General features: G+C 55.9%; 25 protein-coding genes and 1 pseudogene. 11 read left to right on the forward strand and 15 right to left on the reverse strand.

Features of this window, described 5'->3' with window-relative positions; genetic code table 11:
• Positions 1–33 precede the first annotated feature (33 nt).
• From ACR0DY_RS12090 to ACR0DY_RS12115, 6 genes are all read right to left on the reverse strand, one after another.
• Positions 34–1,128, reverse strand: a complete 1,095-nt coding sequence (locus ACR0DY_RS12090) for a serine/threonine protein kinase (protein ID WP_480483538.1) — start codon at positions 1,126–1,128, stop codon at positions 34–36.
• A gap of 8 nt (positions 1,129–1,136) precedes the next feature.
• Entirely contained in the window at positions 1,137–2,327 is a 1,191-nt protein-coding gene (locus tag ACR0DY_RS12095) for a PP2C family protein-serine/threonine phosphatase (RefSeq protein WP_480539191.1), read from the reverse strand.
• Positions 2,328–2,332: 5 nt separating this feature from the next.
• Positions 2,333–2,947 (reverse strand): FHA domain-containing protein, encoded by a 615-nt coding sequence (locus ACR0DY_RS12100; RefSeq protein ID WP_480483542.1) that lies wholly within the window; start codon positions 2,945–2,947, stop codon positions 2,333–2,335.
• A gap of 35 nt (positions 2,948–2,982) precedes the next feature.
• Positions 2,983–4,500 (reverse strand): FHA domain-containing protein, encoded by a 1,518-nt coding sequence (locus ACR0DY_RS12105; RefSeq protein ID WP_480487974.1) that lies wholly within the window; start codon positions 4,498–4,500, stop codon positions 2,983–2,985.
• Positions 4,501–4,576: 76 nt separating this feature from the next.
• Entirely contained in the window at positions 4,577–5,044 is a 468-nt protein-coding gene (locus ACR0DY_RS12110; protein ID WP_480483546.1) for a hypothetical protein, read from the reverse strand.
• Between the two features lie 57 nt (positions 5,045–5,101).
• The gene (locus tag ACR0DY_RS12115) at positions 5,102–5,806 is read right to left on the reverse strand and encodes a hypothetical protein (protein ID WP_480483548.1); all 705 of its coding nucleotides are present in this window, start codon (positions 5,804–5,806) and stop codon (positions 5,102–5,104) included.
• A gap of 159 nt (positions 5,807–5,965) precedes the next feature.
• Here ACR0DY_RS12115 and ACR0DY_RS12120 point away from each other — a divergent pair, with 159 nt between their 5' ends.
• From ACR0DY_RS12120 to ACR0DY_RS12140, 5 genes are all read left to right on the forward strand, one after another.
• Complete coding sequence (locus tag ACR0DY_RS12120) at positions 5,966–6,517, forward strand: hypothetical protein (RefSeq protein WP_480483550.1); 552 nt, start codon at positions 5,966–5,968, stop codon at positions 6,515–6,517.
• The gene (locus ACR0DY_RS12125; RefSeq protein ID WP_480483552.1) at positions 6,514–7,257 is read left to right on the forward strand and encodes an FHA domain-containing protein; all 744 of its coding nucleotides are present in this window, start codon (positions 6,514–6,516) and stop codon (positions 7,255–7,257) included. The genes ACR0DY_RS12120 and ACR0DY_RS12125 overlap by 4 nt, the downstream gene beginning before the upstream one ends.
• Before the next feature lie 235 nt (positions 7,258–7,492).
• Positions 7,493–8,056, forward strand: coding sequence for a GbsR/MarR family transcriptional regulator (locus ACR0DY_RS12130; RefSeq protein WP_480483554.1), 564 nt, complete (start codon positions 7,493–7,495; stop codon positions 8,054–8,056).
• Positions 8,057–8,119: 63 nt separating this feature from the next.
• A complete protein-coding gene (locus ACR0DY_RS12135; protein WP_480898368.1) occupies positions 8,120–8,773 on the forward strand; it encodes a DUF4166 domain-containing protein in 654 nt (217 codons plus the stop codon).
• A complete protein-coding gene (locus tag ACR0DY_RS12140; RefSeq protein WP_480487971.1) occupies positions 8,770–10,257 on the forward strand; it encodes a TIGR01777 family oxidoreductase in 1,488 nt (495 codons plus the stop codon). Before ACR0DY_RS12135 ends, ACR0DY_RS12140 begins: the two co-directional genes overlap by 4 nt.
• A 68-nt stretch (positions 10,258–10,325) precedes the next feature.
• On the opposite strand, the gene ACR0DY_RS12145 is transcribed toward ACR0DY_RS12140, so the two are convergent.
• The 3 genes from ACR0DY_RS12145 to ACR0DY_RS12155 all read right to left on the reverse strand — a co-directional run bounded on the left by ACR0DY_RS12145 (position 10,326) and on the right by ACR0DY_RS12155 (position 12,070).
• Entirely contained in the window at positions 10,326–10,526 is a 201-nt protein-coding gene (locus ACR0DY_RS12145; protein ID WP_480483558.1) for a YgaP family membrane protein, read from the reverse strand.
• 65 nt (positions 10,527–10,591) lie between these two features.
• Positions 10,592–11,233 carry a Crp/Fnr family transcriptional regulator gene (locus ACR0DY_RS12150; RefSeq protein WP_480487969.1) on the reverse strand — a complete coding sequence of 214 codons (642 nt, stop codon included), beginning with the start codon at positions 11,231–11,233 and terminating at the stop codon, positions 10,592–10,594.
• A gap of 504 nt (positions 11,234–11,737) precedes the next feature.
• The gene (locus ACR0DY_RS12155) at positions 11,738–12,070 is read right to left on the reverse strand and encodes a YegP family protein (protein WP_480483560.1); all 333 of its coding nucleotides are present in this window, start codon (positions 12,068–12,070) and stop codon (positions 11,738–11,740) included.
• Positions 12,071–12,148: 78 nt separating this feature from the next.
• Here ACR0DY_RS12155 and ACR0DY_RS12160 point away from each other — a divergent pair, with 78 nt between their 5' ends.
• Positions 12,149–12,310 (forward strand): hypothetical protein, encoded by a 162-nt coding sequence (locus tag ACR0DY_RS12160; RefSeq protein WP_480483561.1) that lies wholly within the window; start codon positions 12,149–12,151, stop codon positions 12,308–12,310.
• Between the two features lie 9 nt (positions 12,311–12,319).
• Here the strand turns inward: ACR0DY_RS12160 and ACR0DY_RS12165 are convergent, their stop codons facing one another.
• Complete coding sequence (locus tag ACR0DY_RS12165; protein WP_480546011.1) at positions 12,320–13,951, reverse strand: arylsulfatase; 1,632 nt, start codon at positions 13,949–13,951, stop codon at positions 12,320–12,322.
• A 19-nt stretch (positions 13,952–13,970) separates the two neighbouring features.
• Complete coding sequence (locus ACR0DY_RS12170) at positions 13,971–14,807, reverse strand: TauD/TfdA dioxygenase family protein (protein ID WP_480898370.1); 837 nt, start codon at positions 14,805–14,807, stop codon at positions 13,971–13,973.
• Between the two features lie 90 nt (positions 14,808–14,897).
• On the opposite strand from ACR0DY_RS12170, the gene ACR0DY_RS12175 reads away from it, so the two are divergent.
• From ACR0DY_RS12175 to ACR0DY_RS12185, 3 genes are all read left to right on the forward strand, one after another.
• Complete coding sequence (locus tag ACR0DY_RS12175) at positions 14,898–15,848, forward strand: LysR family transcriptional regulator (RefSeq protein ID WP_480539179.1); 951 nt, start codon at positions 14,898–14,900, stop codon at positions 15,846–15,848.
• A 163-nt stretch (positions 15,849–16,011) separates the two neighbouring features.
• On the forward strand, positions 16,012–16,959 hold the full coding sequence (locus tag ACR0DY_RS12180) for a DMT family transporter (protein ID WP_480483617.1): 948 nt from the start codon (positions 16,012–16,014) through the stop codon (positions 16,957–16,959).
• Between the two features lie 266 nt (positions 16,960–17,225).
• Complete coding sequence (locus ACR0DY_RS12185; RefSeq protein ID WP_480898372.1) at positions 17,226–19,253, forward strand: oxidoreductase; 2,028 nt, start codon at positions 17,226–17,228, stop codon at positions 19,251–19,253.
• Positions 19,254–19,288: 35 nt separating this feature from the next.
• Here ACR0DY_RS12185 and ACR0DY_RS12190 read toward each other — a convergent pair.
• Positions 19,289–19,684 (reverse strand): annotated as a pseudogene (locus ACR0DY_RS12190) (IS6 family transposase); the annotation flags it as partial.
• A gap of 183 nt (positions 19,685–19,867) precedes the next feature.
• Here ACR0DY_RS12190 and ACR0DY_RS12195 point away from each other — a divergent pair.
• Positions 19,868–20,566: an aspartate/glutamate racemase family protein gene (locus ACR0DY_RS12195; protein WP_480483566.1), complete on the forward strand. Its 699-nt coding sequence runs from the start codon at positions 19,868–19,870 to the stop codon at positions 20,564–20,566.
• Between the two features lie 19 nt (positions 20,567–20,585).
• Positions 20,586–21,965, forward strand: a complete 1,380-nt coding sequence (locus tag ACR0DY_RS12200; RefSeq protein ID WP_480546010.1) for an NCS1 family transporter — start codon at positions 20,586–20,588, stop codon at positions 21,963–21,965.
• 415 nt (positions 21,966–22,380) lie between these two features.
• On the opposite strand, the gene ACR0DY_RS12205 is transcribed toward ACR0DY_RS12200, so the two are convergent.
• Genes ACR0DY_RS12205 through ACR0DY_RS12215 form a run of 3 tightly spaced genes read right to left on the reverse strand, consistent with a single transcriptional unit; the run spans position 22,381 to position 26,466 of the window.
• The gene (locus ACR0DY_RS12205; protein WP_480483568.1) at positions 22,381–24,162 is read right to left on the reverse strand and encodes a thiamine pyrophosphate-binding protein; all 1,782 of its coding nucleotides are present in this window, start codon (positions 24,160–24,162) and stop codon (positions 22,381–22,383) included.
• Positions 24,162–25,571, reverse strand: a complete 1,410-nt coding sequence (locus tag ACR0DY_RS12210; protein WP_480483569.1) for an aldehyde dehydrogenase family protein — start codon at positions 25,569–25,571, stop codon at positions 24,162–24,164. Before ACR0DY_RS12210 ends, ACR0DY_RS12205 begins: the two co-directional genes overlap by 1 nt.
• Complete coding sequence (locus ACR0DY_RS12215) at positions 25,552–26,466, reverse strand: sugar phosphate isomerase/epimerase family protein (RefSeq protein WP_352996563.1); 915 nt, start codon at positions 26,464–26,466, stop codon at positions 25,552–25,554. The genes ACR0DY_RS12210 and ACR0DY_RS12215 overlap by 20 nt, the downstream gene beginning before the upstream one ends.
• Positions 26,467–26,519 lie beyond the last annotated feature (53 nt).

Consider the following 26,519-nt stretch of genomic DNA (forward strand, 5'->3'; position numbering starts at 1 on the left):
AGAAAAACATTGCACGAAGGGCGATCACAACATTCACATCAAAGTTCCATACGCAATTACGGCCACAGCAACGACCAGAATAAACAACAACACCACTAGCGATGCCTTATGCCCAGCACGACCACCGCGCTTATGTCGAGGCGTGCGACCGTCCTGCGGTCGCTTTGGTTTCGGGTCAGGTGGTTCATGTTTCTCGACAGGGTGACGCAAATCGATACCTGAAATCCGGGCATAGTCTCGCGCAGTCTGAATTCGGTCTCGGGGCAACAGCTGACACCCCATGTCGATCGCATTGAGCAGAACGTCATCATATTGGGCCTGCACACGGTTGCGGATCAGATTCTGACGCACGGGCACATAAGGATCACGACCAGTGGCCCGCTTGTCTTTCCAGCGTTCTTCCGCATTTGGCGGCAGGCTTTGCGACACCATTTCGTAAAGAATAACCGACAATGCGAACAGATCGCTCCACGGTCCTTCGTGAACTCCGCCCGCCAACCCGGTTTTTTCGGGCGGAAACTGCTCGATCGCGGCGTATTTCCGTGTGAACATAGAAGCCAACCCGCTGGACTTGCCCATCAGTCGCGCTGCTCCGAAGTCAATCAGGATCGGCTGCCCATCTTTTCGGATCATGACATTCGCAGGCTTCATGTCGCGATGCACAATGCCAACTTTGTGAACCGCATCCAATGCACCAAGCATTGATTGGAGAAACTTTTTTACGAGGTCCTGAGGTACGGAGCCACGTGCCTCGATCATACGAGTCAGCATCCGGTCCAACGGATCGCCGTGGATGTATTCCATCACGCAATAGGCTGTACCATGCTTGCGAAAAGCCGCCCGAACACGCATCAAGCCCTGCTGCTGCGGCAGGTCGCGCAACATGTTAGCTTCCTGCAAAAACGCTTCGAGCCCCATGTGAAAAAGCTGGCGCCCTTCGTTTGTGGGAACGACTGCGTTCTTCGGTCCGCGACTGGCGTAATCCGCCGGGAAGTACTCCTTGATTGCAAATCGTTCACCTGATTCCCGGTTGCGCGATTGATAGGTGATGCCAAAGCCCCCTTGCCCAAGCACGTCCCCTAGGACATAGCCGGCAAAGGTTTCTCCCCTTGGCAAATGAGCGGACACGGGCGGCGCTACTCCTGAACTACTGAATCAGTGGACGGTTGCTCATCCTGATTGGTCACATCTTCACCAGGCTGATCACCCGACGCTTCAGGCGCATCTGACGGAGGGGCTTCTTCACCAGGCGCTTCCGGATCAGCCACCGGTTCCTGAGCATCCGATTCTTCGGGTGCGGGGCTCTCAACACCTTCAACAGGCGTTTCCGGCGAAACCGGCTCGGCGACCGAGCTGTCTCCGATACTGCGTTCTTCCTGCTCTACTGGAGCGGACTCGGGCTTTGGTGCCAGATCAGTTTCCGCTGACTTCTTGTCACCGAAACTCAGCGCACCAATAGTGGCCCCAACGGCTAAAGCCCCAAGTCCGATCGCAATGTATTTCAGTGTTTTCTTTCGATTGTCAGCGGGTGTGAACGCCCACTGGCTGCCCCGCAACATGCTGCTCATGCCTTCCTGAACATGTGCATAAACCACAACAGTCGTATTATCCTGTTTCGGTTTGCCTTTCGCCTCGACGGCATTCAGCAGATCCGAGGCCACACCACGCATGTCGCGACTTTTACCGCTTTGCAACACACCGGTGATCTCGGCTTGCGACAACGTATCAAGCCCGTCAGAACATACCAGTACGACATCACCGGGTTTCAGGTTGATCGCGTTGATATCCGTCAGTGAAATCCGATCTCCCATCAAGGCAGAGCGCAGTGCGTTGCGACGCGGATGGTTGTCAGCCTCGTCCTGAGTGATTTGACCAGACGCAACCATCTGCAAAAGCTCGCCGTAAAGCGAGTGATCAGCGTTTAGCTTTTTCAGCCGTCCGTCGCGTAGTAGAAACAAGCTGCTGTCTCCGACGGACAACCAGACCAAACGGTCACCCAGTTTCAGGGCGGCAACAAGTGTACACCCCATGCCCTTTAGATCCGGTTGGCTGCCAATCTTGTGACGCAGAGCTTCATTGGCCGCGATCAATGACTCCTGCAACCGGTCTCGAGGACGAGGGGCGTTCGAGCCTTCGATGAAATGGGATTTGAAGGTTGACAACGCCATGTTCGCGGCCACTTCACCACCAGCGTGCCCCCCCATCCCGTCGGCGACCAGCATGAGGATATCTGATTTGGGGTCACGTTCATTCTGGAATACGATGTCAAACGCATCTTCCTGGTTCTCGCGCTGGCCCAGGCTTTGCTTGCCGCTGATAATTGTCATCTGAATTAGTCTTCAGAGGATTGGGCCAGTTCCGACCAGTCAAAATCCTCGTTACAGAAAGCAACAAAACGCACATGAGTCTGCTTGGACAATTCAATCAAAGCATAGTTCTCAAGCGGCATTGTCGTGGCGACGATCTGCCCGTTGATCCGACTGATATTGCGGCCTGTTCCGGGGGCTGCAAAGAATACCCGATTGGCGTCGTCAAAAATGATACGCAGATGATCCTTACCAGAAATCAACTTGTCACCAAAATCCAGTGACACACGCTCTCCTCCCTCGCGTCCCAGCGTGTTCATACCTGAACCCAGGTTTACAGACTGTCCCAGTCCGGGGCCCTTCACCACGACCAACCACCCTGTAATGGGATCAATCATTGGATCAAATTCGGCTTTTCCGGAAAAGCTCTTGGACATACCTCCGTGGTAGATCTGCGTCTTGTCAGATTCTACATATTCGGTCGGGGCTTCGCTGTAGGATGATCCGCCGATTGCATGTGTCGGTTCATTGTTCGAAGGGGCAAGGCTTTCGGTAAAACCGTCATCTCCTTCTATGTCCAGATCGTTCAACTCTTCGTCATCCTTATCGAACAACCAGCTAGTCTTGTTATCGTTACCCATTTTCATCACCTTTCCTGTTCAGATGATCTGGCGGATTAACCGCGGACCAGTTTCAGGCGCACGGGCCCAAGGCCCACAGTGTCACCCACATTTATTCTTTGCGTGCCTTTGATCTTGCGATCATTGACCAGCGTCCCGTTCAGACTATCCAGATCACTGAGTGTGAACTTGCCATCCAGCGATCCGCTCAGTTCGGCATGAACACGGGATACGCCGCTATCGGGAACGACCACGGCGTTAGTGCTGCTGCGGCCCAAGGTCGAACGCCCTGCGGGCACCGGAAACCGATGTCCATTGTCAACACGCACAAGAAAGGCAACCGGAGGTGGTACATGCGCAGCCGTCGGTGCTGCGTCGCGGTTCGGCACTTCCTCAGCATTTGGGATATCCCCCAGTTCGATCTCTTCCAGATCATCATCAAAACCAGAGCCCCCGCGACGCATCAGCAAGAACGCCAGCAAAAGTACCAGCAATGCCAGAACACCGGCACCGACATAGACATACAAAGCCGGCAAGCCGAAAATCAGAGTTTCATCCACTTCCGGTTCAGCCGGTTCTTCCGTTTGCGCCGCCGCTACATTGACAGGCTGAAACTCTGCCGAGTAGCTCTTGGTCTGTGTCTGACCAGGTTGACCAACAACAGGTTCGATCATGTCAATCGTGATACGCGCTGGCGCCGCATCGCCTACGGGGACGATCAGGCCTGAGCCCTTGACCGAATTTCCATAAGTTCGAATGAAGCTTGAAACTACCGTGTTTGCTGTTTGTTGGTTCTGAAGAAACACTTCTTCCATTAGACCTTGTTGAGGATCGGTCAGGCGTTTCAAAACATCGATGCCGCGCGTGGTACGGGCATTCCCCTGTGCCCGCCAGAACATCCCAAGAGCTGAGACAGACACCCCTGCCTTTTCCGCAGCCGCTGAAATCTCTTCAACGGTGGCCAACCCTTCCTCGTCGCCGTCGGTGATCAGGATCAGGTTTTTCAACAGCACATCGTCCTGCTCGCTGAGCAATTCGATTGCCCGGGTCGAGTTTGCAACAAGGCGCGTGTTCTGTTCTTTGATTTCTAGAGATTTGACCACGTCTTCCGCGCGCGAGCGGCTGGTGGAGAATGGTGAGAGTTCGACAATATCGTTACCGAAACCGTAGATTGCAACTTTCTCATCTGGCGGCAGGTTCGTCACCACGCGCGATATAAGGTCCCTCTCGCGGCTCCAGCTGCGCACCCTGCCACTGCGATCCCCGACAGAAAGGTCAATCAGAACCATTGTAGCAGAGAGGGTCAGGTTACCGGGCAATTCGTCGACATCTTTGACGAACTCGAAATCAGCTTGCGTATCACCAAGGGATCGAAAGCTCATACCGCCGCGTTCGTTGCCTGACGGTACCCGCACCAGACAACTGTCTTCCGGTGCAGGTTTTGCCGGAGCGCAATCCAGAATGGCAAGCCCGGTCGCAGGCGCACGCGTCTTACCGTCCTGCGCCTGGGCTGAGCTTGCAAAAACCAATGCAGCCGCAACCGCAATAAATGTGCGTGATATTCCGTAGGTCACGATCCCAAGACCCCCCTCAGGCAAGTTGTCCCGGTCGTCGCATGCGTCGACAAGCGCCGACCTGGCGTGTTTCTTATCAGATCGACAGCGCGCGATAGGCCGACTTAATCCGGTTCAGTTCGTTCCGTACAACAGACGGATCAGCGCCGCTTGATACGTCCCGTTCGACGGCCCCCAGTTGATTGTCCAAAGCCTGAACTTGCTGCAGTTTCACCGGGTCCGAAGCTGACGCTGCGCGGGCTTTGGCCCCTTGGGCTTTGACTTCCGCAATCTGCTGACGCAACGCGTTTATCTCGCTTTGATTGGCATTGCGCTGCGCCGCTAGCTGAGCGTTTCGCTGCTCAGCCGCCTTGTTCTGAGCAAGAATGGCATCCGCTTGCGCCTTGTTCTGCGCAATCTGGCGATCGTATTCCCCGGAATTCAGGTTAGCAATATTGTCGAAGAGAGTCGCGGTGGTTGGGTCCGTAGATCCTGTACATCCCGCAAGGGCGATCAATGAGACCAGCATTACCGGTTTTGAGAAACGAAAAAGATCAGAGGTCATGGTACACACTTACTATTGGAAAACCCGCGTCCGGTAACGAACGCGGGTCAAAGAAACTTAAAGAAGATTGATGGATGCCCGCGTCCGCGCCAGACGATTTTTGTTGCTGACGGCTGCATTCGTGGCTCCACCCAGACCAGGCTGGCCTTTGCTTGAGGCAGCACGCAACTCGGAAATCGTTCCATCCATGTTCTTTTCGCTGCGCTTTAGCTCATTCGAAACAACCTGGCGGTTTGACTTGATAGCCTTGACGCGTGCGTTGTACGCCGATTGAGAAACCTGGCCGCCATCCAGTTGACGACGCAGCGACTTCAGTTCGGCGTTTTGCGATGCCAGAACTGACCGCAGGTTTGCTTCGACCGAATTCAGTTGCTTACTGACGTTGGACAGATTGGCCAGAACAGCCTTGCTGTTGACGATTTCAACATTTTTGGCTGCCGCTTTCTTGCCGACCTGATTGCCGCCTACGCCGCCGATCAGGCCACCTGCTGCTGCACCAGCGGCACAATCGCTGCCACTGCCACCCAGCAACAATCCGATCCCACAACCAACGACTGCACCAGCCAGGGCACCCTGAATGGTATTGTTGACGATGATATCTTTTGAAACCTGATCCAGGCTTCGAACCTGCTTTTCAAGTTGCTTTTCCTGCTGCGTCTTGCCAGCGACTGCCGATGATGACGCAGATTGAATTGTTTCTTCTGTACAGGCTGAAAGTAGAAGAGAAAAAACCGCAAAAATAGAAATTGCTACTGAACGCATCAACAAACTCCGTACTCATAATTTTCTTCGTAGTTGATTATGAAGTCACATACTTTTTAATTTCAATCAACGATTCGCATGTGTGCAAGTGAAGAATGGTAATATCGTCTCACGTCGCCGAACACGTGAATTCCTTATTTATCAAACTCGAGATTTTCAATGAAATTACCCTTTGATATCAGAGATAAACTCTCACTCGCAAATGATATTTTTACCTTCCTTGGGCACCTCGGTGCCGGAGTTGGCGCATTTCTTGCGTTTCTCGGTATTACTTCCAATTTGACGAACAATACGTCCAGTATTGTGTTCAATGTTCAGGTTTCTTCACTGTCTTTACCTGTCCGCCTGACATTATTAGTTTTAGTCGCTGCGGCATTGGGATGGGGATTGGGTGCACTTGTCGGAAAGCTAAGTCAGCAAAGAAATGAGTCTCTTGGCTTTGCAGCTTATGTCGTCGCGCTTTTGTGGGGCGGCCTTATGGTGGGGGCCGCTGACTGGCTTTCTATTGCGCCCCACCAACAGGTCTTGCCGGAAGTCCTGTTATTCACTGTCACAGGAACGGGTCTTGCCGTGTGGGTCGCTGGATTCCATTTTCAAAGCGCCGGTGCAGGTGGTAGACGAGCACTGCGGATCAGGTGCGACGCGCTGTTCCTATTCTCGATCGGCGCGGCCCTTTTTATGGTGCTTACTTTGTTGGGGGCGCGGACATGAAGCTCAGTGGACCTCTGGATTCAAAAAACGCCGCGCGCCTGCTGAGCGCCGCCGCTGTCCTAGATTTTATGTTTCTGGGTTTTGTATTGGTCACTTTGGAACCTGTGTTGCGTCAGGAACTACGGTTGGGAAATACCGGTCTGGCCTTACCGGTAGGGCTTTATCTGATCCTGGTTCTTAGCTACTGGTTGATCTGCGAAGGTTTTCTTGGTGGGCACAGCCTGGGACGATATGCCTTACGTCTGAATATGCGCGACAAACGCGGCAATCCGGTATCTCATATGCGGCGTTCTACCCGCGCGTTGAAGAAGATCATGTCGTTTGGCTTAACCGGAGCAAATCCGAACGTCGCATCCCGGTATGACAGGGCCGCCGATGTGACATGGTACAGCCCGATGGCTCCCCGCGCCTTGGCCTTTTGGCAACTGGTTGTTCTGAACGGCCCGGATCGCGGCAAGTTTGTCGAATTTCGGAATGTTAAAGGCTTGTCTAACACACATCAGATCAAAATCGGACGTGACAAGAACTGGGCTGATCTTGCGCTTTCTCGCAGCGAAAGAACTTCGGGTCAGCATTGTGTTTTACGCGTAGAAAAAACGGGCGATCTTTTTATTCGTGATATGGGCTCAACGAACGGAACCTGGACAGGTGGACGGCGTGTCGGTCCTGAAAAATGGGTACCGTTGGCCGCGGATGGTCGGTTCCGTGTAGGAAATGTCCAGATTGCCACGGTCAGGTGACCAGTTCCAACGTACCGCGGGTTTTAGCATAGTTTGTTAGCTACAAATGCACGGCAGGTGTTGCGGCTGGTTAATTCCCTAAATTTGACTTTGGAATTGGTTAGTCACTCAGGATTCCACGGTCATCAATTGCGATCCGGTTGCGACAAGACCTCGGTACAGGTTTCGGGCGGATCACCCTGACGTCATGGTAAATTTGTTTGACATCAGACTACCGGTATCTCATATTTCTGTCATGACAGAAACAACTGATTTATCCGAATCCTCGGCCCGTTCACAATTCATCCTCTATTGGGGTGATATGGGCAGCCAGTGGGGTGTGAACCGATCCGTAGCGCAGATACATGCGCTTTTGTACCTCAGCACTTCGCCCATGAATGCCGAAGAAATCGCAAACGAACTTGGCATCGCCCGGTCAAATGTTTCAAACTCGCTGAAAGAGCTGGCCGGATGGCGTTTGATCCACCGCGTGCCCGTCCCCGGTGATCGTCGCGAGCACTTCGCAGCCGAAACTGATGTCTGGAACATGGCCCTTCTGATTGCAAAAGGCCGCAAAGAGCGCGAGATCGACCCCGCGATGCGGGCGTTGGACATCTGCGTGCAACAAGCCTCGGACGAGGCTGATCTGTCCCCTGTCGTATTGGAGAGAATGCAAAATATGCAACAGTTCCTGACTACGGCCGACCAATGGTCCGAGCAAATGCTGTCGGTCCCTAAGTCCAAGCTTTCGGCTCTTATGAAGATGGGCGACAAGATCATCATGCTCCTCAAGATCGGGAGCAAGAAAGGCAAGTCGTAAAAAATTTTGAGAATATATTTCTCTTCATACAGAAATAACAGCAACTACAGCATATGGTGTGATATGAAACTGAGCAATTTCTCTCCGCATGTTATGGACATGTCCGATCAAAGGTTTCGCGACTTGGTTGGCCCCGCAGCTTGGGCCGCCCTGCCCCATCAGGTCCGGGCGCGGTTTGGTCATTGCCTAGCGAACGGCGCCAGCGTGGTCTATCAGGGCAAAGTTGTAGCAATGCGTCTGACGCTGGCCGGGCAACTGCTGGCGCATCTGGCCCGTCTGATCGGCGGCCCCCTACCCTTTGATACATCCAGCGTGGATCAGCCCGCGATTGTCACCGTGACCGAGGATAGTTCCGTTAACGGACAGTTCTGGATCCGCCAGTATGGGCGCGCCGGAGGGTTTCCTCAAGTTATCCACAGCGCAAAACGGTTCTCTGGACCGACCGGGATCGAAGAATACATCGGCGCCGGTATCGGTATCGCATTGCGCGTTCAAGCAGACCGCACCGGTCTCCGCTTTCTCAGCGATCATTACTTCGTTCAATTGGGTGATAGGAAACTGCGCCTCCCGCGCTGGATTCGCCCTGGCGTTCTGACCATCACTCACACCGATCTTGGCGACGCGCGGTTTCTGTTTTCCCTAAGCCTTCATAGCCGCCTGTTCGGAGAGTTGATCCACCAGGACGCCATTTTTTGCGACAGAAAGGATCCGACATGACTGACCCGCTGCTTTGGACATTGATTGCCCTTCAGATCTCGATGGGTGCATTCGACACGCTGGTGCACCATGAAGGCACCGAGCGGCTGGCCTGGCGCCCTTCGCAACAGACCGAACTGCGCCTGCATGGGGTCAGGAACGCTTTCTACGCCGTCATCTTCCTGTGCCTTGGATGGTTCGAACCCCACGGCACGTTTACCATTGCTCTGACCATAATCCTGGGCCTTGAGGTCCTGATTACCCTTTGGGATTTCGTTGAAGAGGACCTGACCCGCCGTCTCCCCGCCACAGAACGGGTCAATCACACTTTGCTGGCGCTGAATTATGGTGCGATCCTCGCGCTGGCTGCCCCATACCTTTGGACCTGGTCTGCCCTGCCGTCAGAGATGGTACCCGTCCATCGCGGCGGTTGGAGCATCATGGCGACCCTTGCCGCGATTGGTGTGGCGCTGTTCAGCGCGCGCGATTTGGTGGCGGCCGCACGCAGCACGCGGTTGAATGCTGTCAACGCGACCTCTCTGGTCGCGCAACTCGCGCCCCGACAACATCTGCTGATCACGGGTGGCACCGGTTTCATCGGACAACGCCTGGTCGAAGCCCTGGTTGCTGGCGGCCACCACGTCACCGTCCTGACCCGCAATCTGCAAAAGGTCGACGCTTTGACCCATCCGGTACGCCTGATCACCTCACTCGAGCAAATTGACAACACAGAGCGTTTTGACGCCATCGTCAATCTGGCGGGTGAGCCGGTAGCAAACGCGCATTGGACGCCTCGGAAACGCGCGCGCATCCTGCAGTCTCGGGTCAAGATGACGAAAGATTTGGTCGCACTGATCCGCAGGCTGGATCAAAAACCATCTTGTCTGATCACCGGCTCCGCCGTGGGCTGGTATGGGCTGCGGCAAGACGAGACCCTCACCGAAGACGACACGCACTGCCCCGCCTTCATCCATGAGGTGTGCGACACATGGGAGCGCGCCGCTGCGCCAGTCGTGGATATGGGCGTCCGGGTTGTGCAACTGCGTATCGGTCTGGTGCTGGGGGTTGAAGGCGGCATGCTGGCCCGAATGCTGACACCTTTCGAGTTTGGTGCCGGTTGTCAGCTGGGGAATGGACAACAGTGGATGCCCTGGATCGAACGGGATGATCTGATCCGCGTCATCGCATTCGTCATGTCGCATCCGGATATCAACGGCCCGCTCAACGCCACTGCTCCAAACCCGGTGCGCAACGCAGAGTTCACACAGGCTTTGGCAAGCGCATTGAACCGCCCTGCCTTGATACGTCTGCCTGCTTGGCTGATCACAAACGTCGCAGGGGATATGGGACGTGAAACGATACTGGGTGGCCAGCGTGTCATTCCGGCAAAACTGCTACGCAGCGGGTTCCGTTTCAATAGCCCCGAGCTGGCCCCCGCCCTTGCCAGGATCACGGGCGCTCGGGCCGCCTCAAACAGCGTCAGCTCTGAGAAACGCCGCGCCTGACCCGCGCCCGCTGCGCAACGCCGGGATCCAGAAAATCCCGGTGTTGCACGAGGCAAGGGTTGGTCGTGTTACGGCTTGGCTTGCTTGTTGGTGCACAGACCCAGAAGCGCATAGATCGGACAGAATTTCATGAATGCCGTCACCACAAACACAGCCCCAAGCCAACCCCAGGGGCCGATAGTACCGGTCAGTGCCAGAAGGATCAGCACACCACCGAGGATCAGGCGCAGAATCCGGTCGACAGAACCAACATTAGACGTGAATTGCATGGTCGAATCTCCTTGATTGTCTGGCCCAAGATTCACTGTTTTCCAAGCCATATTATGTGACGAGGTCACACAACCCCCGTTCTGGCATGGTGGTGCAGAGCTGGGCGGTCCTGCAGATAAATCACACCTCGCTCAAGCCTGACCCACCCGCGATGTTCAAAATCCTTGAGGATACGGGACATGACTTCGCGCGCGCTGCCCAGTTCGGCTGCAATGCGCTGGTGCGTGGTGCGAATATCGCCCGAAGTTGCGCCCTGATCCAAAAGCCACTGCGCCAGTTTCAGGTCCATCCGGTTAAGTAGAAGATCATCGATAACCTCGGACAGCTCAACAATGCGTTGTGAAAACGCCATGAAGACCGCGCCCCGAAACTCGGCATCTGTAGCCAGCAACGTGTTGAACTTGTCCCGCCCGATGGCCAGCGCCGTCACCGGCCCCTCGGCATAACCGAACCCTGAATAGGGGATGTCCGACAACATGCACGAGGTCGTCATAACGCAACTGTCGTACGGGCCAACCCGATAAAGAACAACGGTGCGTCCCGACGGACTGGTTTGTTCCACCCGGACGATGCCCGAACGGACGATCAAAAACATCTCACCGTAAGCGCCCGGAGCAAACAGTTGGGATCCGTCTGGTATAGTCAGATTACTTCCTGCGGACTTGAGCCGGTCGAGAATGGCCTGGCTCCAGTTCTGTTGGGTCACTGCTCTACCTCCGTCTCACACTCACTCCCGGATTTTTAGCCTTGGGGACCTCGCGAGCAAACCCAATTTGCCTGTGACAAACCCACCCGCGCGGAACCAAAGTTGACAATTCTACTACGGTCTTAATAGCGGCAGCATCAGTGGAGATGGCGACTCGATTGGCCTGCCAGTTGGGCGAAATGCTGAAATGGACGGAGTCCAGGGGAGATCTGCCTTTAGCGGATCATGTTTTTCAGCTTAATGGTCGTCAGGGCAAATGCGGTTGAAGCAAAGGATTTGATTGCCAGCATGGGTCTGGATCCTCTGTCGCTAAAACGCCGTTTTATTCGGTAGGCACGGATTTGAAACAGAATCGAAACGAAACGCTTCACGATGCGTTCGCGCCTACGGGTTGATTGATGTGTGCTTTCGGCTTGGTTGTTCAAGCCTTTGTGCGAGATGCGTCGATGCATCTCGCCTTCGCAGTTTACACAAATGGAAGTGGTAAAAAGTTACCGTGTCAGGTCACGTCAGATCGTCGACACGTGCGTCAGGTGCGTTCCGTTTGACGGAATCGATCCCGTTATCCCGCCCTGAAGTGCTGGTATAGCTCTCGCTGGTGCCGATCACCTGACCGTTGCTGGCCTTCAAGTTGAACATATGACCGCCGGATTTGGTTTCCTTGCGCTCGTACCGGCCGTCATCCGGCGCGTTCTTTTTGACAGACTCGATCCCGTTCGTGGCACTCGCCTTTTGAACATATCCTTCACTGGCCAGAATGATTTCACCATTCCCGGCTTTCAGACGAAACCGAAATTCACCAGCCTTGTCTTTATATATCTCGAACTTCCCGGCCATTTGACGCCTACTCCTCTGTTCTACTTTCGGTTTTTTCAAATACATTCCTATAATTAAACATTCGTCTCAAGAAAAAAGATGAGGCGAGCAATCTACCCAGAGCAAGATACCCCCAAAGTCACAGGTAAGATCGAAATGGATGATCTGATGCTGGCTTCGGTTCCATTCGTTACACCTCGCCTGAACTGGCAGGATGCGAGCAAACCCGTCCTTTACCAAGGGACCTCAGCGACCACCTAGCGATCAGCTTCAGCCATCCGCGTTCTCCATCCCCCACGCCGCCAGCAGTTTCGGCAACGCTTCGTTCCAGTCCATCACGCCGACGGTTTCCGCCCAAGCCTGGTATTGATGGATCATGTCTTTCTCAAGGGCGGCGTTGCGGCCCGCTAGGTCGGTCAGCTCGGTACGGTCGGCCTCGATGTCGTAAAGCTCCCAGGGGCGGTCATGCAGTCGAACCAGCTTGAACTGGCCCAACCGGATGGCGGCATTGCCCTCGTGCTCCCAGAAGATCGGCTGCTCGCGCTGCCAGTCCTTGCCCTTCATAAGACCTAGCAGAGATTCCCCTTGCAACGGTTGGATATCATGACCGCCCACCTCTGTCTGATAAGCGCCTCCGGTGGCTTCCAGGATGGTCGGCAGAATATCGACCACATGGCAGGCTGCATGAGCCGTGCCGCGCGGTTCGAACCCATTTGGCCAATGGGCCACCAGTGGGGTGGAGATACCGCCCTCGTGGACATAATGCTTGTAAAGCCGGAACGGCGCATTGGAGACATTGGCCCACGGTTTGTCATAGCTCTGGAAGGTTTGGGCATCGCCGGGGCGCAGACCGGTCACATTGCCCATGGTGATCTGCTTGCCGTCATGGGTGCGGTCGGGATAGAACTTAGCCCAGCCGTCCTCGGCCATGAATTCGGCGCAGCCGCCGTTGTCTGACAGGAACAGGATCAGCGTGTTGTCGAACTGACCGAGCCGTTTCAGGGCCGCAACCAGCGTGCCGATCGACTGATCCATTCGGTCAACCATCGCCGCGTAGGTGGCCATCTTGCTGGCCTCCCAGTCCCGGTTCTGTTCCTGCTCCCAACCATGTACAGTGCTGTCGCGGGGCGAGATGTCCCAGCCGCGCTGGAACACACCCTGGCTGTTCATGGTTTCATGGCGCGCGGTGCGAATATGGTCCCAGCCTTTTGAATAGACCCCATCGTATTTTGCGATGTCCTCAGGGTGGGCGTGCAACGGCCAGTGCGGCGCTGTGTGGGCTAGGTAAAGGAAGAAGGGTTTTTCTTCCGCCACAGCGCTTTCGATCATACCAATAGCCTTTTGGGTGATGGCGTCGGTGAAGTAGAAGTCATCGGGGAAGGTTTCGACCCGACTGTCATCCTCCAGCATGTAATGCGGCGAAAAGAAATGTGTGGCCCCATCCATGATCCCGTAAAACCGGTCAAAGCCGCGTTGGCGCGGGGTTGGGTGTTCGACGTCGCCAACCCGCCAACTGTCCACCTTACGGGCTTCAAAATCGCCCGCCACATGCCATTTCCCCGACATCAGCGTGGCATAACCGCTGGCGTGCAGATGCTCGGCAATCGTGGCACTGTCATTGCGCAGGAAGCCCTGATAGGCAGGGGTGCCCAGATTGGCGCCCATGTGGCCAACGCCTGCATTATGCGGATAAAGCCCGGTCAGAAGCGAAGCACGGGTGGGGCAGCAGCGGGCGCAGTTGTACATCGCCGACAGCATAACGCCGCCCCGCGCAAGGGCGTCGATGTTGGGGGTCTGGATTTCAGAACCGGTGCAGCCAAGATCGGCAAATCCCATGTCGTCCGCAAGGATCAGGATGACATTGGGCCGGCTGGTTGCTGCCTGTGAGTTGAGGTGGGTCATTGCGATACTTTCGCTAAGGTCAGGCCGCAGCAGCGGGCGCGAGGGGCACGCCCTCAACAGTGACACGATGCATCAGGCGGCGGAAGCCGTGATAATCATTGATCGCCTTATGCCAGGTGGCGCGGTTGTCCCACATGGTAATGTCACCGGCCTGCCAGCGCACACGGCATTGGAACTCGGGTTGCTGGCAATGGGCATAGAGCATGGCCAGAAGCGCCTCAGACTCAGCCGGGGCCAAACCCTCGATACGGGTTGTGAAGACCGGGTTCACAAAAAGGCCACGCCATCGGCTCAGGGGATGCGTGATAACGACCGGATGCCGGGCGTCCTGGATTGCGGCCTCTGCATTGCCCAGACGTCCTGACTTTACTGCCTCGCTATCCATTACGGCAGCGCCGAACACATGCCGCGAGGAATGCACGGCCGTCAGCTCGGCGAGAAACCGGCGCATCGGGGCCGAAAGCGCCTCGTAGGCGGCCCCCATTGAGACAAACAGCGTATCGCCACCGTAAGGCGGCATTTCGATCGCATGCAAAATCGAGCCCATCGCCGGTTCCTGATCATAAGAATGATCGGTATGCCAACCTTCTCCAACGGCTTCTTTCTGGTCCTTCTCTTTCAGCACCATGGCGATCTCGGGGTGCCCTTTGACCGGCTTGAAGAACCGGTTCACGTTGACCGGCCCGAAACGGCGGGCAAAGGCCAGGTGATCTTCCGGACCCACAGCCTGCCCCCTCAGCACAATCACCGAGTATTTGGCAAAAGCGCGCTGAATGGCGTCAAAATCTGCATCGCTGCGGACATCCGCACCTAGAATTTCGGCACCGAGCCCCCCCGTCAGTGGAAGAATCTCCATGTGAGTCTCCTGTTTGTCCCAAAAGCAGCATAGGGCTTGCCAAAAGGTCGGTAAAACTGATTTAATACACCTCAAAAGTTAGTTTTTTAGATGATTAATTTCACCCTTCGTCAACTCGCCTACCTGTCAGAAACCGCCCGGCGGGGCGGTATTGCCCAGGCCGCCCGGCAATTGAATGTTTCTCCCGCCGCGATTGCCTCAGCGGTGGACAAACTGGAGACGACCACCGGCCTGACCCTGTTCGACCGCTTTCCGGCACAAGGCATGCGGCTGACGCCTGCGGGAAAGGAGTTTTTCGCCCAGGCTGAGGCGCTGCTGGCGCAGGCCGCGGCGCTGGACAGGCAGGCCGAGAACCTGGCGTCAGGACGCACTGGCAGGATCCACATCGGCACTCATCACGCACTGGCACAGCGGATCGTCCTGCCTGCGGTGCTTGCCTTCCGCGAAAGCTACCCAGACGTTCGTGTCGAGGTGAAGGAAGCGGATTATCCGACCTTGGTGGACGCACTGGACAGTGGCGAAGTGGATGCGCTGGTGGTCTTTGACCAGGGGTTCGATCTCAAGCGGCATGAGGCAGAAGTGCTGCTGGAGCTGCCGCCCCTGGTTCTGCTGTCAGGCGAACACCCTTTGGCAGCAAAAGCCCGGATCAGCCTGTCCGACCTGATCGGACTGCCCTATATCGCTGTATCACCAGCCGGGCCCGGCCCTAGCTATCTTCAACTGCTGCAGGCCGCAGGCGTTCACCCCGAAGTGCCATTCCAATCCCAATCACGCGAGCTTGTTCAGGCCTACGTCGGCAAGGGGTTCGGCTTCACCCTGGCAGGCTTCCCGCCCAAGCAGGATCGCACGATTGAAGGCGACCCCATCGTTGCGCGACCGCTCGAGGAAAGCATCGGACACTACAGGGTGGTGATTGCCCGCTCTCGCCAAACAGTGCAGACAGCGTTGATTGACCGGTTTCTAGAGATTTGCAGGTCGCCGATCTCTGTGCCTAGCCTTGCAGGTAAACCGTTGAATGAAAAAGCCAGTACATCTCGTTAGCGAATCCTGAAACAAGGCAGTTGATGCTGCCGTGCGGGTCATGGAACCTGCGGTTCGCTGCATGAGCAAACTCCTACTCTGCCCGAGCTCGGGAATATCGGGACTTTTGCCTGGCGTCGCATTGAGAACAGACACGCATTTGGCGACAGTTCTTCATGATGAGATGACCTCAGCTGATTCCACACCTCAATCCACGGATCGCACCCTTGCGGGCGTTGCACTGATGCTTGGATTTTGCCTGACTGCTCCCTTGCTCGATGTAGCTGCCAAGCTCGCATCGGCCAGTGTGCCGGTTGGGCAGATAACGGCCGCTCGCTTTGTATTGCAATGTGCGTTGATGGGACCGTTTGTCTGGAAAATGGGACTGTCATTGCGTGTCGCGAGCGGTGAATTGATGGTACTTGTATTCCGCTCAATACTTTTGCTGTTCGCGACTTTTTGTTTCATTACGGCTATCCGAGTGATGCCGCTTGCTGATGCCCTTGCCATCGTGTTTGTGGCACCGTTCATTGTCTTGCTGGTCGGCAAGTTTTACCTTGGTGAAGATGTCGGTCCTCGTCGCGTCGGGGCAGCTCTTGTAGGGTTTGTTGGCGTATTGTTCGTCATCCAACCCAGCTTCGCGGCTTTCGGCGCAGTGGCAATTATTCCTCTCGGTACGGCTGTTGCTTTCGCTTTCTACATTCTTGTGACGCGGGGCTTGTCGCGACGGATGCACCCGGTGGCTCTGCAATTTCACACTGGCCTGGTTGCCAGTCTGTTTTGCATTCCAATCTTATTGGTTGCGCAAGGTTCTGGTTCCGAACTTTTCGATCCCGTTTGGCCGAAAGACATTGCACTGTTGTGGCTTCTTGGGACCGGTTTTTTTGCGACGGTAAGCCACATGATGATGACTTATGCGCTGTCATTTGCCCCGTCTGCCACATTGGCTCCTTTGCAGTATTTTGAGCTGCCGGTAGCAACCTTGTTTGGCTACCTTGTCTTCAATGACTTTCCGAACAGGCTTAGCCTGCTTGGCATTGCCATCATCATCGGTGCAGGTCTGTACATGATACATCGCGAAAGAGTTACTGCCAGACAGTTGATCACAGCGCGCGCAGCACCTCCAATCTAAGATTGCACGTGATTGCAACCTTGTGCAGACCTTGATGGATCGAGCGGCCCCTGCCAGGTTCCCTTCTGTACTCAAAGGGTGTTCCACCATTGGATTTCCTGGTCGGGTCGCCTTTTCATACAGCAATGTCGGAAGCAGTGAATTCTTACGCATAGCTTCCCAAGTAAAGTGCTTTCGACAACCAAACTCATCAGGTGTTGAAACTGACCAGCGGAGCCGACCCTGGACAGTTTTCAAACAGCAGATTTGGCCGAAGGGGCACGAAAGTGGCGCACCTACTCGATTCGTTTCAATTGAAACACCTGACTTTGCGCAACCGCATCGTCAGCACGTCCCATGCGCCGAATTTTGTTGAAGATGGCCATCCCCGGGACCGCTACAGGTTGTATCACGAGGAAAAGGCAAAGGGCGGGGTTGCCCTGACCATGGTCGGTGGGTCGACCAATATCGCCCCTGATAGCCCATCGGTGTTCGGCCAGCTTTATGCCGGTGATGACAGCGTCATTCCATGGTTTCGGAAACTAACGGATGGCGTTCACGAACATGGTGCCGCGATCATGTGTCAGATCACTCATATGGGGCGCCGCACTGCATGGGATGATGGCCATTGGCTGCCTGTCATAGCTCCGTCCAGTATCCGCGAACGTGCACATCGTGCCTTTCCCAAGGCCATGGAACAAGAAGACATCAACCGCGTGATTGACGATTTCGCAGCCGCTGCGCGTCGCTGTCAGCAAGGAGGATTCGACGGGATCGAGCTCCTGTCCCACTCACACCTTCTGGGGCAATTCCTGTCCCCGCTGACAAACAAGCGCGACGATGACTATGGTGGAACGCTGGAGAACCGCATGCGCCTGACCTTGCAGGTGCTCGACGCCGTGCGCGCCGAAGTCGGCGCTAATTTCATCCTGTCGATGCGCATCACCGGCGATGAACTGAAAGAAGGTGGGCTGAGCGCTGAAGAATGCATTGCCGCAGCCAGGATGCTGGAAAAATCCAGCGATGTCGACCTGCTCAACATCCTCGCCGGCGCGCCCTATGATGATCTGGGTTTGGCTGAATGGGTGCGCCCCATGGGCCTGCCGGCGGCACCGCATATCACCGTGGCCGGGCGCATCCGTGATGCCGTCGATTTGCCTATCCTGCACGCAGGAGGGATTGCGGATATTGCCACGGCCCGCCACGCGGTCTCCGGCGGCCATGTCGATCTGGTGGGCATGACCCGCGCACAGATGGCAGATCCCTATCTGGTAGAAAAACTCGCGCGGGGGGAAGAAGAACGCATCCGCCCCTGTGTCGGCTTGGGCTACTGCGTGGACCGGGTCAATCAGGGCAAACCTGCCGTTTGCGGACACAATGCCGCCACGGGGCGTGAGCAGACCTTGCCTCATATCATCGCCTACAGCGACACCCGAAAGAAAGTTGTTGTCGTCGGCGGCGGGCCCGGCGGACTGGAGGCCGCACGGGTCTGCGCCCTGCGCGGTCACGAAGTCGTGCTGTTCGAGGCATCGGATCGGCTGGGCGGGCAGTTGGTTCTGGCCTCTAAAGGGAAAACGCGCAGACAGGTCTGGGGCGTAGCTGACTGGTTGATTTCCGAAGTGACTTTGCTTGGGATCGATATCCGCTTGAACACCTATGCCGAAGCTGATGACGTGATATCCGAAGCCCCCGATTTGGTGATCGTTGCAACAGGCGGCTGGCCCGAAACCACAGTTATCCCCGGCGGCGACCTGGCAATTTCCAGTTGGGACGTGTTGTCGGGCGAGGCACGTGTCTCGGGCGAGGTGCTGTTGTTCGATGAAGTCGGCGACCACCCTGCGGCTGTAACTGCCGACGCGCTGGCGGGCAATGGTTGCAGTGTAAATCTTGTAACCCCGGACCGGGCACTTCTGCATGACCTTGGCCCAACGACCTCTGCCGTCGCCTTACGCGATCTGGCCGCCAATGGAGTTACCTTCACCTGCCTGCAAGAGCTTACCTCCCTGGTGCGCGAAGATGATGGAGTTCGCGCCAACCTGCGTCATGTGTTGACGGGGGATGTCACTGAACGTCTTGTTGATCACGTAGTCGTAGAACATGGCCTGTCCCCAATGGACGGACTTTTTCACGATCTCAAACCAAGCTCGCGGAACCACGGGCAGGTTGAACACAAGGCGCTTATTGGTGGGACATTTCCATTCGTTGACACCAATCTAAGCGGCCGTTTCCATTTGGCCCGAATTGGCGACGCAGTTACAAGCCGAAATATACACGCCGCAATTCTCGATGCATTGCGGATATGTGTAACTGTCTGAAAGAAATTTCACTTCTTTGCTGACCAATGGAGGAAGCCAAGACGCTTTATCAGGCGGCGCAACAACCGTTTTGCGGCCCGTTTGTCCCGCTTCGGTTGGAGTATTTCGTCCAGCACGATGCCATGCTGATCGACCGCGCGCCAAAGCCAATACCTGCGACCAGCGATTTTCACGACAACTTCATCGAGATGCCAGACATCACCAGGACGGTCCTGACTTAGTCGCAAGTTTCGAGCCATCATCCGTCCGAACTTGATCACGCAACGCCGGACAGTCTCGTAAGAAACGCCGATCCCGCGCGCAAGCAGCATCTCTTCAACTTCGCGAAGGCTCAAATTGAAGCGGAAATACAGCCACACAGAGTGGGCAATGATCTGAGGCGGAAATCGGTGACGCTTGTAGCTGTTGGACGATGGATTCACCAATGCGATCTATGTCCAAATCCAGACACGAGCAACCGATCTAGGGTTAACCTGACAACACCCCTGTCATTCTGCCCCCAGTCGGAACAGACGCCATCTAGGCATCGGTAACGCCTTGACAATTTAAGTTAACATTTTGTTTGGAATCGTTAACACTGTTTGTTAACAATTTATATCGTCAAGGGAGATCACATGGAAATTCTAGTTGTAAACCCCAACTCTACTGAATCGATGACACGCAAGATCATCACGTCCGCCCAGGCGGCCGCGAGTGCCGGTGTCGTGATCAGAGGCGCTACCGCGCAAGGCGCACCGGCGAGTATCGAAGGGCATTTCGACGAAGCGATGTCAGTTCCCGGCCTTCTGTCCTGCGTGCAAGCCGCAGAAGACCAGCAGGTCGATGGCATTGTCGTTGCTTGTTTCGATGATCCCGGTATCGGCGCTTGCCGCGAGATCGCGACGGGCCCTGTCATCGGAATCTGCGAAGCTGCGGTGAAGGCGGCGAGCATGCTTGCCACCTCGTTCTCGGTCGTCACCACTTTGCCGCGGTCAGTGCCCATCATCGAACACATGATCCATGGCTATGGCCTGTCGCATCAATGCCGGCGGGTTCGGTCAGCAGAGATCCCTGTTTTGGCCTTGGAAGAGCCCGGCTCGAACGCGCGCGAAAAGATCCGCGAGGAAATCCTGCGCGCGATTGAGGAAGATCGTTGCGAAGCAATTGTTCTGGGATGTGCGGGGATGGCCGATTTGACCGCGTGGCTCAGCGAAGAGACCGGCATTCCTGTGATCGATGGCGTGAGCGTGGCAACCCGCATGATCGAAGCGCTGGTCGGTTGCGGCCTAAAGACCAGCAAAATCAATGCCTACGCCCGGCCAAAACTAAAATAACCTGTCATCGGAGGAGAAAATGACAATCAAATCAGACACGGCCGACACGGTCGCTATGTCGCACGACGATCACGTAACCCATATCGAACACAAGGCGATCGGGGAAGAGAGCCTGGCACCGCAAGAGACGCGGATCATGGACCCGTGGTCCTATCTTTTCGCGTGGCTTGGCGGATGTGTTTCCATCGGAACATTTACTATCGGGTCGGGCTTGGTCGGTACGCTGAACCTCCTGCAGACCTTTGTCGCTATCGCCATCGGCTGCACGGTGATCGGGCTCGCGCTAATGATCAACGGTCAGGCCGGTCACAAATATGGCATTCCGTTCATGGTACAGGCCCGGTCCGCCTTTGGCTTTGCGGGCACTCGGATTCCGGCGCTGGTGCGTTCGGTTCCCGCTATCGTCTGGTTCGGGTTCCAGAGTTGGATCGGCGCGGGCGCACTCAACCTCGTGTCGGAAACGCTCCTCGGTTATTCGAACATGTGGGCGTTCTTTATCGGCTTCCAGTTCCTTCAGATCGGTTTTTCGGTGCTTGGGTTTCACGGGATCAAGTGGCTCGAGAATATCGGATCGATCTTCATCATCGCGTCGCTGATCTACATGTTCTTTAGCGTCATCAACAAATACGGCGAAGAAATCTCGACCAATCTGGTAAATGTCGAGGGCACCTGGGGTGCACCGTTCTGGGGGGCAACCATGCTCTTCCTTGGGATCTACAGTACGATGATGCTGAACGTATCGGACTATTCGCGCGAATTGCGTCGGAGCGTTGGGCCGCTGAGGCAGGTCGCGATCTATGCCAATTCGATCCTGCCGGCGACACTTTTTATGGGCCTCATTGGGCTGATGGTGTCCGGTGCTACCGGTGAAGTTGATCCAATCAAGGTGTTTTCGAGCGCTGTCGACAACAAGCTGCTGCTGGTCGTAACGCTCCTGTTCATTGCTTTTGCTCAGGTCACAACGAACATCCTGAACAACGTCGTCCCTCCCGCCTATGCGCTGATGGATGTCTTCAAGATCAAATTCAAAACCTCTGCAGTGATCGTCGGCTTGCTCGCCTTCTGCACTTTCCCGTGGGAACTTGTAAAAGATGAGTCCGCGGCAGGCCTGAGCATTTTCATTCAGACCTACTCGGCTTTCCTAGGTCCCATCTTCGCGATCCTTGTCGTCGATTACTTCGTGCTGCGCAAACAGACGCTTGATCTTGACAAGCTCTATGATCCGGAAGGCCCCTATAACGGCGTGAACTGGGCTGCCGTGATCGCCATGGGTGTCGGAGTTGTCGCGGCCCTGATCTTTTCGGGGATCTCCTGGTACGCAAGTCTGATCCCGGCGGGTCTGACCTACTACGTGCTGATGCACCACCTGCCGAGCGCGAAAAGGTTTCTCGACGCATAGTCGATGACCCATCCGCCAAAAGAAGGCTCGCGTCATTGCGGGCCTTCTTTCTTAGGCATTTACTGCTCGCCGCCATCAAAAAACAGTCACGTACCGGGTAGCTAATAAGCGCCTTGGCCTAAACGACGCGCCCGGCCCTAGGCTGCCGTTGGCTGCCTGTTGGTGATGCTGCGACGCATCCCGTCGTATCTGCCATTCGCTGCGAGAGAGAAAACTTGGACGCTAAGAACGCACATACTTCAGCGTTATTGCAATTTGACATTATCTCACGTGCTTCGTTGAGAATAACTAACCAACAAAAAAGTTCAGACACACAACAACGATGACCGCGCCGCGACGGAGCTGTTGATATTTGCTCGAACACGGATGAGCATTGACACAAGAAACTGGGCGCGTTCAGACGCGCCCAGTTTCGTCAAGTCGCGACGTGAGATACCTCTTTGTCCGGTGAGTATATGTCCAAGATGTTCCAATGTCCGGTCGTTGGTGTTGGGTTGTTGATCATTGGGACATCAAGAACGGTTGGTTTGCCGCTGGCGATTGCCGCTTCCAATGCGGGCAACAATTCATCAGCAGCACTGAGCCTGTGCCCTTCTGCACCATAAGCTCTTGCAATATCCGCATAACCCGGTCCGTTTGCAGGAGCTGCGGCTGATCCAGGGAACGTGGTCCCGTATGTCAGACCGTAATGCGCCTTTTGAAGGCCCGCGATAGTGCCGAAGGCGTTGTTGTTCATAACCAGCCAGATGATGCCCAGATCAAGCTCGACCGCGGTTGCCAGCATCGACGGGTTCTGACCGAACCCCCCATCGCCAACAAGACTTATCACCACACGGTCAGGGGCTGCCAGTTTTGCGCCGATCGCTCCCGGAGGGCCAAAGCCCATCGTCGCGAATCCACCCGGGGTCAGGATTGAACCGGGTGCCAGGATATCAAATTGTTGTCCGACGCCGTTCTTGTTCCATCCCACGTCCGTAGTGATAATGGCATCCTCGGGCAGTGCCTTGCGGGTATCTGCCAAAATACGTTCGGGCATCATCGGAAAGGACGACGAGGTCGCCATGTCCACGTTGCGCGCTTTGAAGTTCGTTCGGAAGTCGGTGATCTTCTGTTCCAGCGCGGGGCGTTTGAAGCCCTCAGGATACATCTCGCGGGCAACTCGGTTGACGACGCGCAAAGCGGCCTTGGCGTCAGCAACGACTCCGATCTCGGTGGGATAATTCCGTCCAATCTCTTGCGGTTCAATGTCGATATGGATGACCTTTGAGCCAGGAATGTTGAACGTGTAACCAGGATACCAGCTGGAGCAATCGGCCTCTTTGAACCGGGTTCCGACAGCAAAGATGTAATCCGCATTCAGGCAAGACTGGTTGACCAGCTCGGTGCCCCAAAACCCGGTCATTCCCAGCACAAGCGGATGGTCGTCGCGCAGTGCGCCTTTACCCATCAAAGAATGCGCGACTGGTAGGCCCATGTGCTCCACAAAGGCGCGTAATTCCTCGCTGGCCTGTGCCAGTAGAATACCACCACCGACATAAGCGACCGGACTTTGAGCCTGCGCCAACGCTTCGACAATCTCTCGCGCTGTTTCATCGTCAATCGACGGTTTTTTGAGCGCGCGCGTGTTGTCGCGGATACGGTCGAAACTGTCCGAGGGGATCACCTCGGAGAAGATGTCCATCGGCACGTTGACCAGCACTGGCCCGGGCTGGCCGCTTTCGGCCAGATGAAACGCCTTTTCCAGAATTTCGGCCATCAGGTCTGCCCGATCGACCCGCCAGGCGCGTTTGACAAAGGGACGATAGATCTCCCACTGGGCGGCGTCTGCATGGAGGTTCACTTCCTGATGTGGATGTTTACCGTAGTAGTGCGTTGGAATGTCGCCCGCGATCACGACCATCGGGATACAGTCCAGTGCGGCGTTGGCGACCCCGGTTGCACAATTGGTCAGCCCCGGGGAGAGATGGGACAGCACCACCGAGGCCTTGCCCGTCACGCGGGCATATGCGTCCGCTGCGTGGCTGGCGATTTGTTCGTGCCGTACGGTGACGAAATCGATGGGGCTTTCCGCCAACGCGGCCAGAACCGCGATATTCGTGTGCCCGCACAGGCCAAATACATGCTTGACCTCGCGACGTTCGAGAAAGTCGACGATGTGTTCGGCAACGGTTTTGCCTTCCAGTTTCGCTCCGTCCATCACGCGACCTCCTGTCCGTAGAACTCACCGAACAGGTCCGGCTCCGAGGGGCGATCCTCGGGGATGGGACGGCTGACCCAGGTGTAGTTCATCATGTGTTTCATGGTGACATTTTCATTGGTAATGTTGCCGCCCCAGATGCCGCAACCTAGGCTGCTGGTCATAGGCATGCCATTGGTCCAGGCACCCGCATTGGCCTTGGACTGAGGCTGTCGCACCATCATGCGGCTGACCGGAGCCAGGCGCGCCAACCGGTCGATGTGATCGTCATTGTGGCTGTAGATGCCGCAGGAATGGCCCTTGCCTCCGGTGTTGTAAATCTGGCTGACCGTTTCCAGCGCGTCATCGAAAGTGTCAAAGTGATATAGCGCCATCAGCGTGGTCAGTTTTTCCTTCGAGAACTTGTGCTGCGGCCCGATTTGCCCCTGATTTTCAACCATCAGGAACTTGCGATCTTCGGGGATCGAGAAACCGGCGACCTTGGCCGTTTGCTGAGGCGGACAGGCGATAGTCGGGAAGGTACGGTTTCCTTTCTCATCCCACATGGCAGCTTCGAGCATGGCCTTCTCTTTGGTCGAACACAGGTATCCACCTTCGGCCTCAAGCGCCTTGACCATATCGTCGTAAACCGAGCGCTGGATGATGATGTTACCGTCGGCCGAACAACCCGAACCAAAGTCAGACGTCTTGGAAATTCGTGTGTTCTGAGCGGCGATGTCCAGGTCGGCAGTCTCATCGATGACGATGGATGAATTGCCCGCGCCGACGCCAAAGGCCGGGCGCCCTGAACTGTACGCCGCTTTGACCATGGGCTTGCCGCCCGTTGCCAGCGTCAGATCACAGATCTCCATCAAATGTTGCGTCAATGGGATCGACGGTTTGCGAATGGATTGAAACAGATCCTCGGGGGCATCAGCGGCACGGCAGGCCGCTCGCATGACCTCGACCATCTCGAAGGTGGTATGAGCGGTTCGCGGATGCGGACTGAAGATAACAGCATTCCGGGCGTTGGCGGCGGAAACACCGGTCACCGGTGGTGTCATCGCTGGATTGGTCATCGGAATCAGAGATGCGATCACACCGGCAGGCTTGGCATATTTTACCAGACCCTTTTCTTCGTCTACTTCGACGATCCCGGTCGATGGTGTCCGCAAGACGTCACGCAACACCATGTGAATCTTAAATCGCTTGGCAGGACGCCCTTCGCGATCTCCGATACCGCTTTCGTCCACGCCTTGCTGGGCCAGACGCGTGAAGGTTTTCTCGTTCCCCGCATACCATGCAATGGCCTGAGACAGGCGGTCCAACCTGCCCTGATCCCAATCCTCGATCTCGGCCATGGCAGCGCGGGCGCGTGCCAGCATATCGGCCGCCATGTTGCGGTCGTTTTCAGTGAGCTCTTTGCCCATGATGATCCTCTTGGTGTTTTGGAATTGCAGCATCGGGCATACGACGCTGTGACCGCGCCTCGCCGAATGTTCGCTTGGCGTGGCTGAGACAGCGACGCGCGTGTTCTTCATATCCCAACTCGGCCACGCGGCTTTGGTTGGGCAGTTCGATGGAATAGTCGACGGGTGGCATCCGTTCGATGATGCCTGTGAAATCGATCCATCCCTCACCGGGATATAGCCGCGCATCGCGGGCCAGTTGGATCATGCCCTCACGCGTATCGGCGATGCCGGGCAGGCAATCAGAGATATGCAGGAAGTGAAACAGGTCCGAGGGAACGTGCAACAGCTCACCAAGATCTACGCGGCTGAGGTGCAGGTAGAGCGTATCGACCAGAATACCGCCGTTGGGCTGATCAGAGGCGCGGACAATGTCCAGTGCTTCATCCAGCGTGCGCAAGCGGGAGAAGCTCGGGAACTCCAAGTCCACCGTTAATCCGTAGGGCGCTGCCAGTTCGCAGGTTTCGGAATAGACGTCGATCAGAAAATCACGATCATCGCGGGTGTTTGTCCACGCGCTCATAATCATGCGTTTGGCGCCCAACTCCCCGCCAATCTCAAGAGAAGGCTCAAAACTGCGTGGATCGACATCTTCGGTGATGCGTGCAAGCTCGACATCAAGGACCTTCAATCCGGTGGTAGAGAGAGCCGTTTTGGTGGCCTGCACCTGTGCCTTGTCGATTGGGGATTGAGTGAATTCGCCGGGCACATGCATCGGAATGAATCGGGGGCTGACGGCATCGTAACCGGCCCGTGCGGCGATATAGACCAACTCGGGCGGCGTACAGCCAATCAGCGTCAGATGCGCCAAGGAATAGAGAGAGGGGCTTGCGCCAGCCTCTTCGGGTTTCACCATGAACGACAGCTCCACGTGTCTGCGAATCTAAAATTCATCACACGTAGTCAAAA

Source organism: Ruegeria sp. O6 (genome assembly GCF_056535045.1).

Bases quoted from the DNA above. Each gene is read 5' to 3' on its own strand.
- ACR0DY_RS12095 (WP_480539191.1), bottom strand. From the start codon at position 2,327: ATGACAATTATCAGCGGCAAGCAAAGCCTGGGCCAGCGCGAGAACCAG.
- ACR0DY_RS12100 (WP_480483542.1), bottom strand. From the start codon at position 2,947: ATGGGTAACGATAACAAGACTAGCTGGTTGTTCGATAAGGATGACGAA.
- ACR0DY_RS12110 (WP_480483546.1), bottom strand. From the start codon at position 5,044: ATGACCTCTGATCTTTTTCGTTTCTCAAAACCGGTAATGCTGGTCTCA.
- ACR0DY_RS12115 (WP_480483548.1), bottom strand. From the start codon at position 5,806: ATGCGTTCAGTAGCAATTTCTATTTTTGCGGTTTTTTCTCTTCTACTT.
- ACR0DY_RS12120 (WP_480483550.1), top strand. From the start codon at position 5,966: ATGAAATTACCCTTTGATATCAGAGATAAACTCTCACTCGCAAATGAT.
- ACR0DY_RS12125 (WP_480483552.1), top strand. From the start codon at position 6,514: ATGAAGCTCAGTGGACCTCTGGATTCAAAAAACGCCGCGCGCCTGCTG.
- ACR0DY_RS12130 (WP_480483554.1), top strand. From the start codon at position 7,493: ATGACAGAAACAACTGATTTATCCGAATCCTCGGCCCGTTCACAATTC.
- ACR0DY_RS12135 (WP_480898368.1), top strand. From the start codon at position 8,120: ATGAAACTGAGCAATTTCTCTCCGCATGTTATGGACATGTCCGATCAA.
- ACR0DY_RS12140 (WP_480487971.1), top strand. From the start codon at position 8,770: ATGACTGACCCGCTGCTTTGGACATTGATTGCCCTTCAGATCTCGATG.
- ACR0DY_RS12145 (WP_480483558.1), bottom strand. From the start codon at position 10,526: ATGCAATTCACGTCTAATGTTGGTTCTGTCGACCGGATTCTGCGCCTG.
- ACR0DY_RS12155 (WP_480483560.1), bottom strand. From the start codon at position 12,070: ATGGCCGGGAAGTTCGAGATATATAAAGACAAGGCTGGTGAATTTCGG.
- ACR0DY_RS12160 (WP_480483561.1), top strand. From the start codon at position 12,149: ATGAGGCGAGCAATCTACCCAGAGCAAGATACCCCCAAAGTCACAGGT.
- ACR0DY_RS12165 (WP_480546011.1), bottom strand. From the start codon at position 13,951: ATGACCCACCTCAACTCACAGGCAGCAACCAGCCGGCCCAATGTCATC.
- ACR0DY_RS12170 (WP_480898370.1), bottom strand. From the start codon at position 14,807: ATGGAGATTCTTCCACTGACGGGGGGGCTCGGTGCCGAAATTCTAGGT.
- ACR0DY_RS12175 (WP_480539179.1), top strand. From the start codon at position 14,898: ATGATTAATTTCACCCTTCGTCAACTCGCCTACCTGTCAGAAACCGCC.
- ACR0DY_RS12180 (WP_480483617.1), top strand. From the start codon at position 16,012: ATGACCTCAGCTGATTCCACACCTCAATCCACGGATCGCACCCTTGCG.
- ACR0DY_RS12195 (WP_480483566.1), top strand. From the start codon at position 19,868: ATGGAAATTCTAGTTGTAAACCCCAACTCTACTGAATCGATGACACGC.
- ACR0DY_RS12200 (WP_480546010.1), top strand. From the start codon at position 20,586: ATGACAATCAAATCAGACACGGCCGACACGGTCGCTATGTCGCACGAC.
- ACR0DY_RS12205 (WP_480483568.1), bottom strand. From the start codon at position 24,162: ATGGACGGAGCGAAACTGGAAGGCAAAACCGTTGCCGAACACATCGTC.
- ACR0DY_RS12210 (WP_480483569.1), bottom strand. From the start codon at position 25,571: ATGGGCAAAGAGCTCACTGAAAACGACCGCAACATGGCGGCCGATATG.
- ACR0DY_RS12215 (WP_352996563.1), bottom strand. From the start codon at position 26,466: ATGGTGAAACCCGAAGAGGCTGGCGCAAGCCCCTCTCTCTATTCCTTG.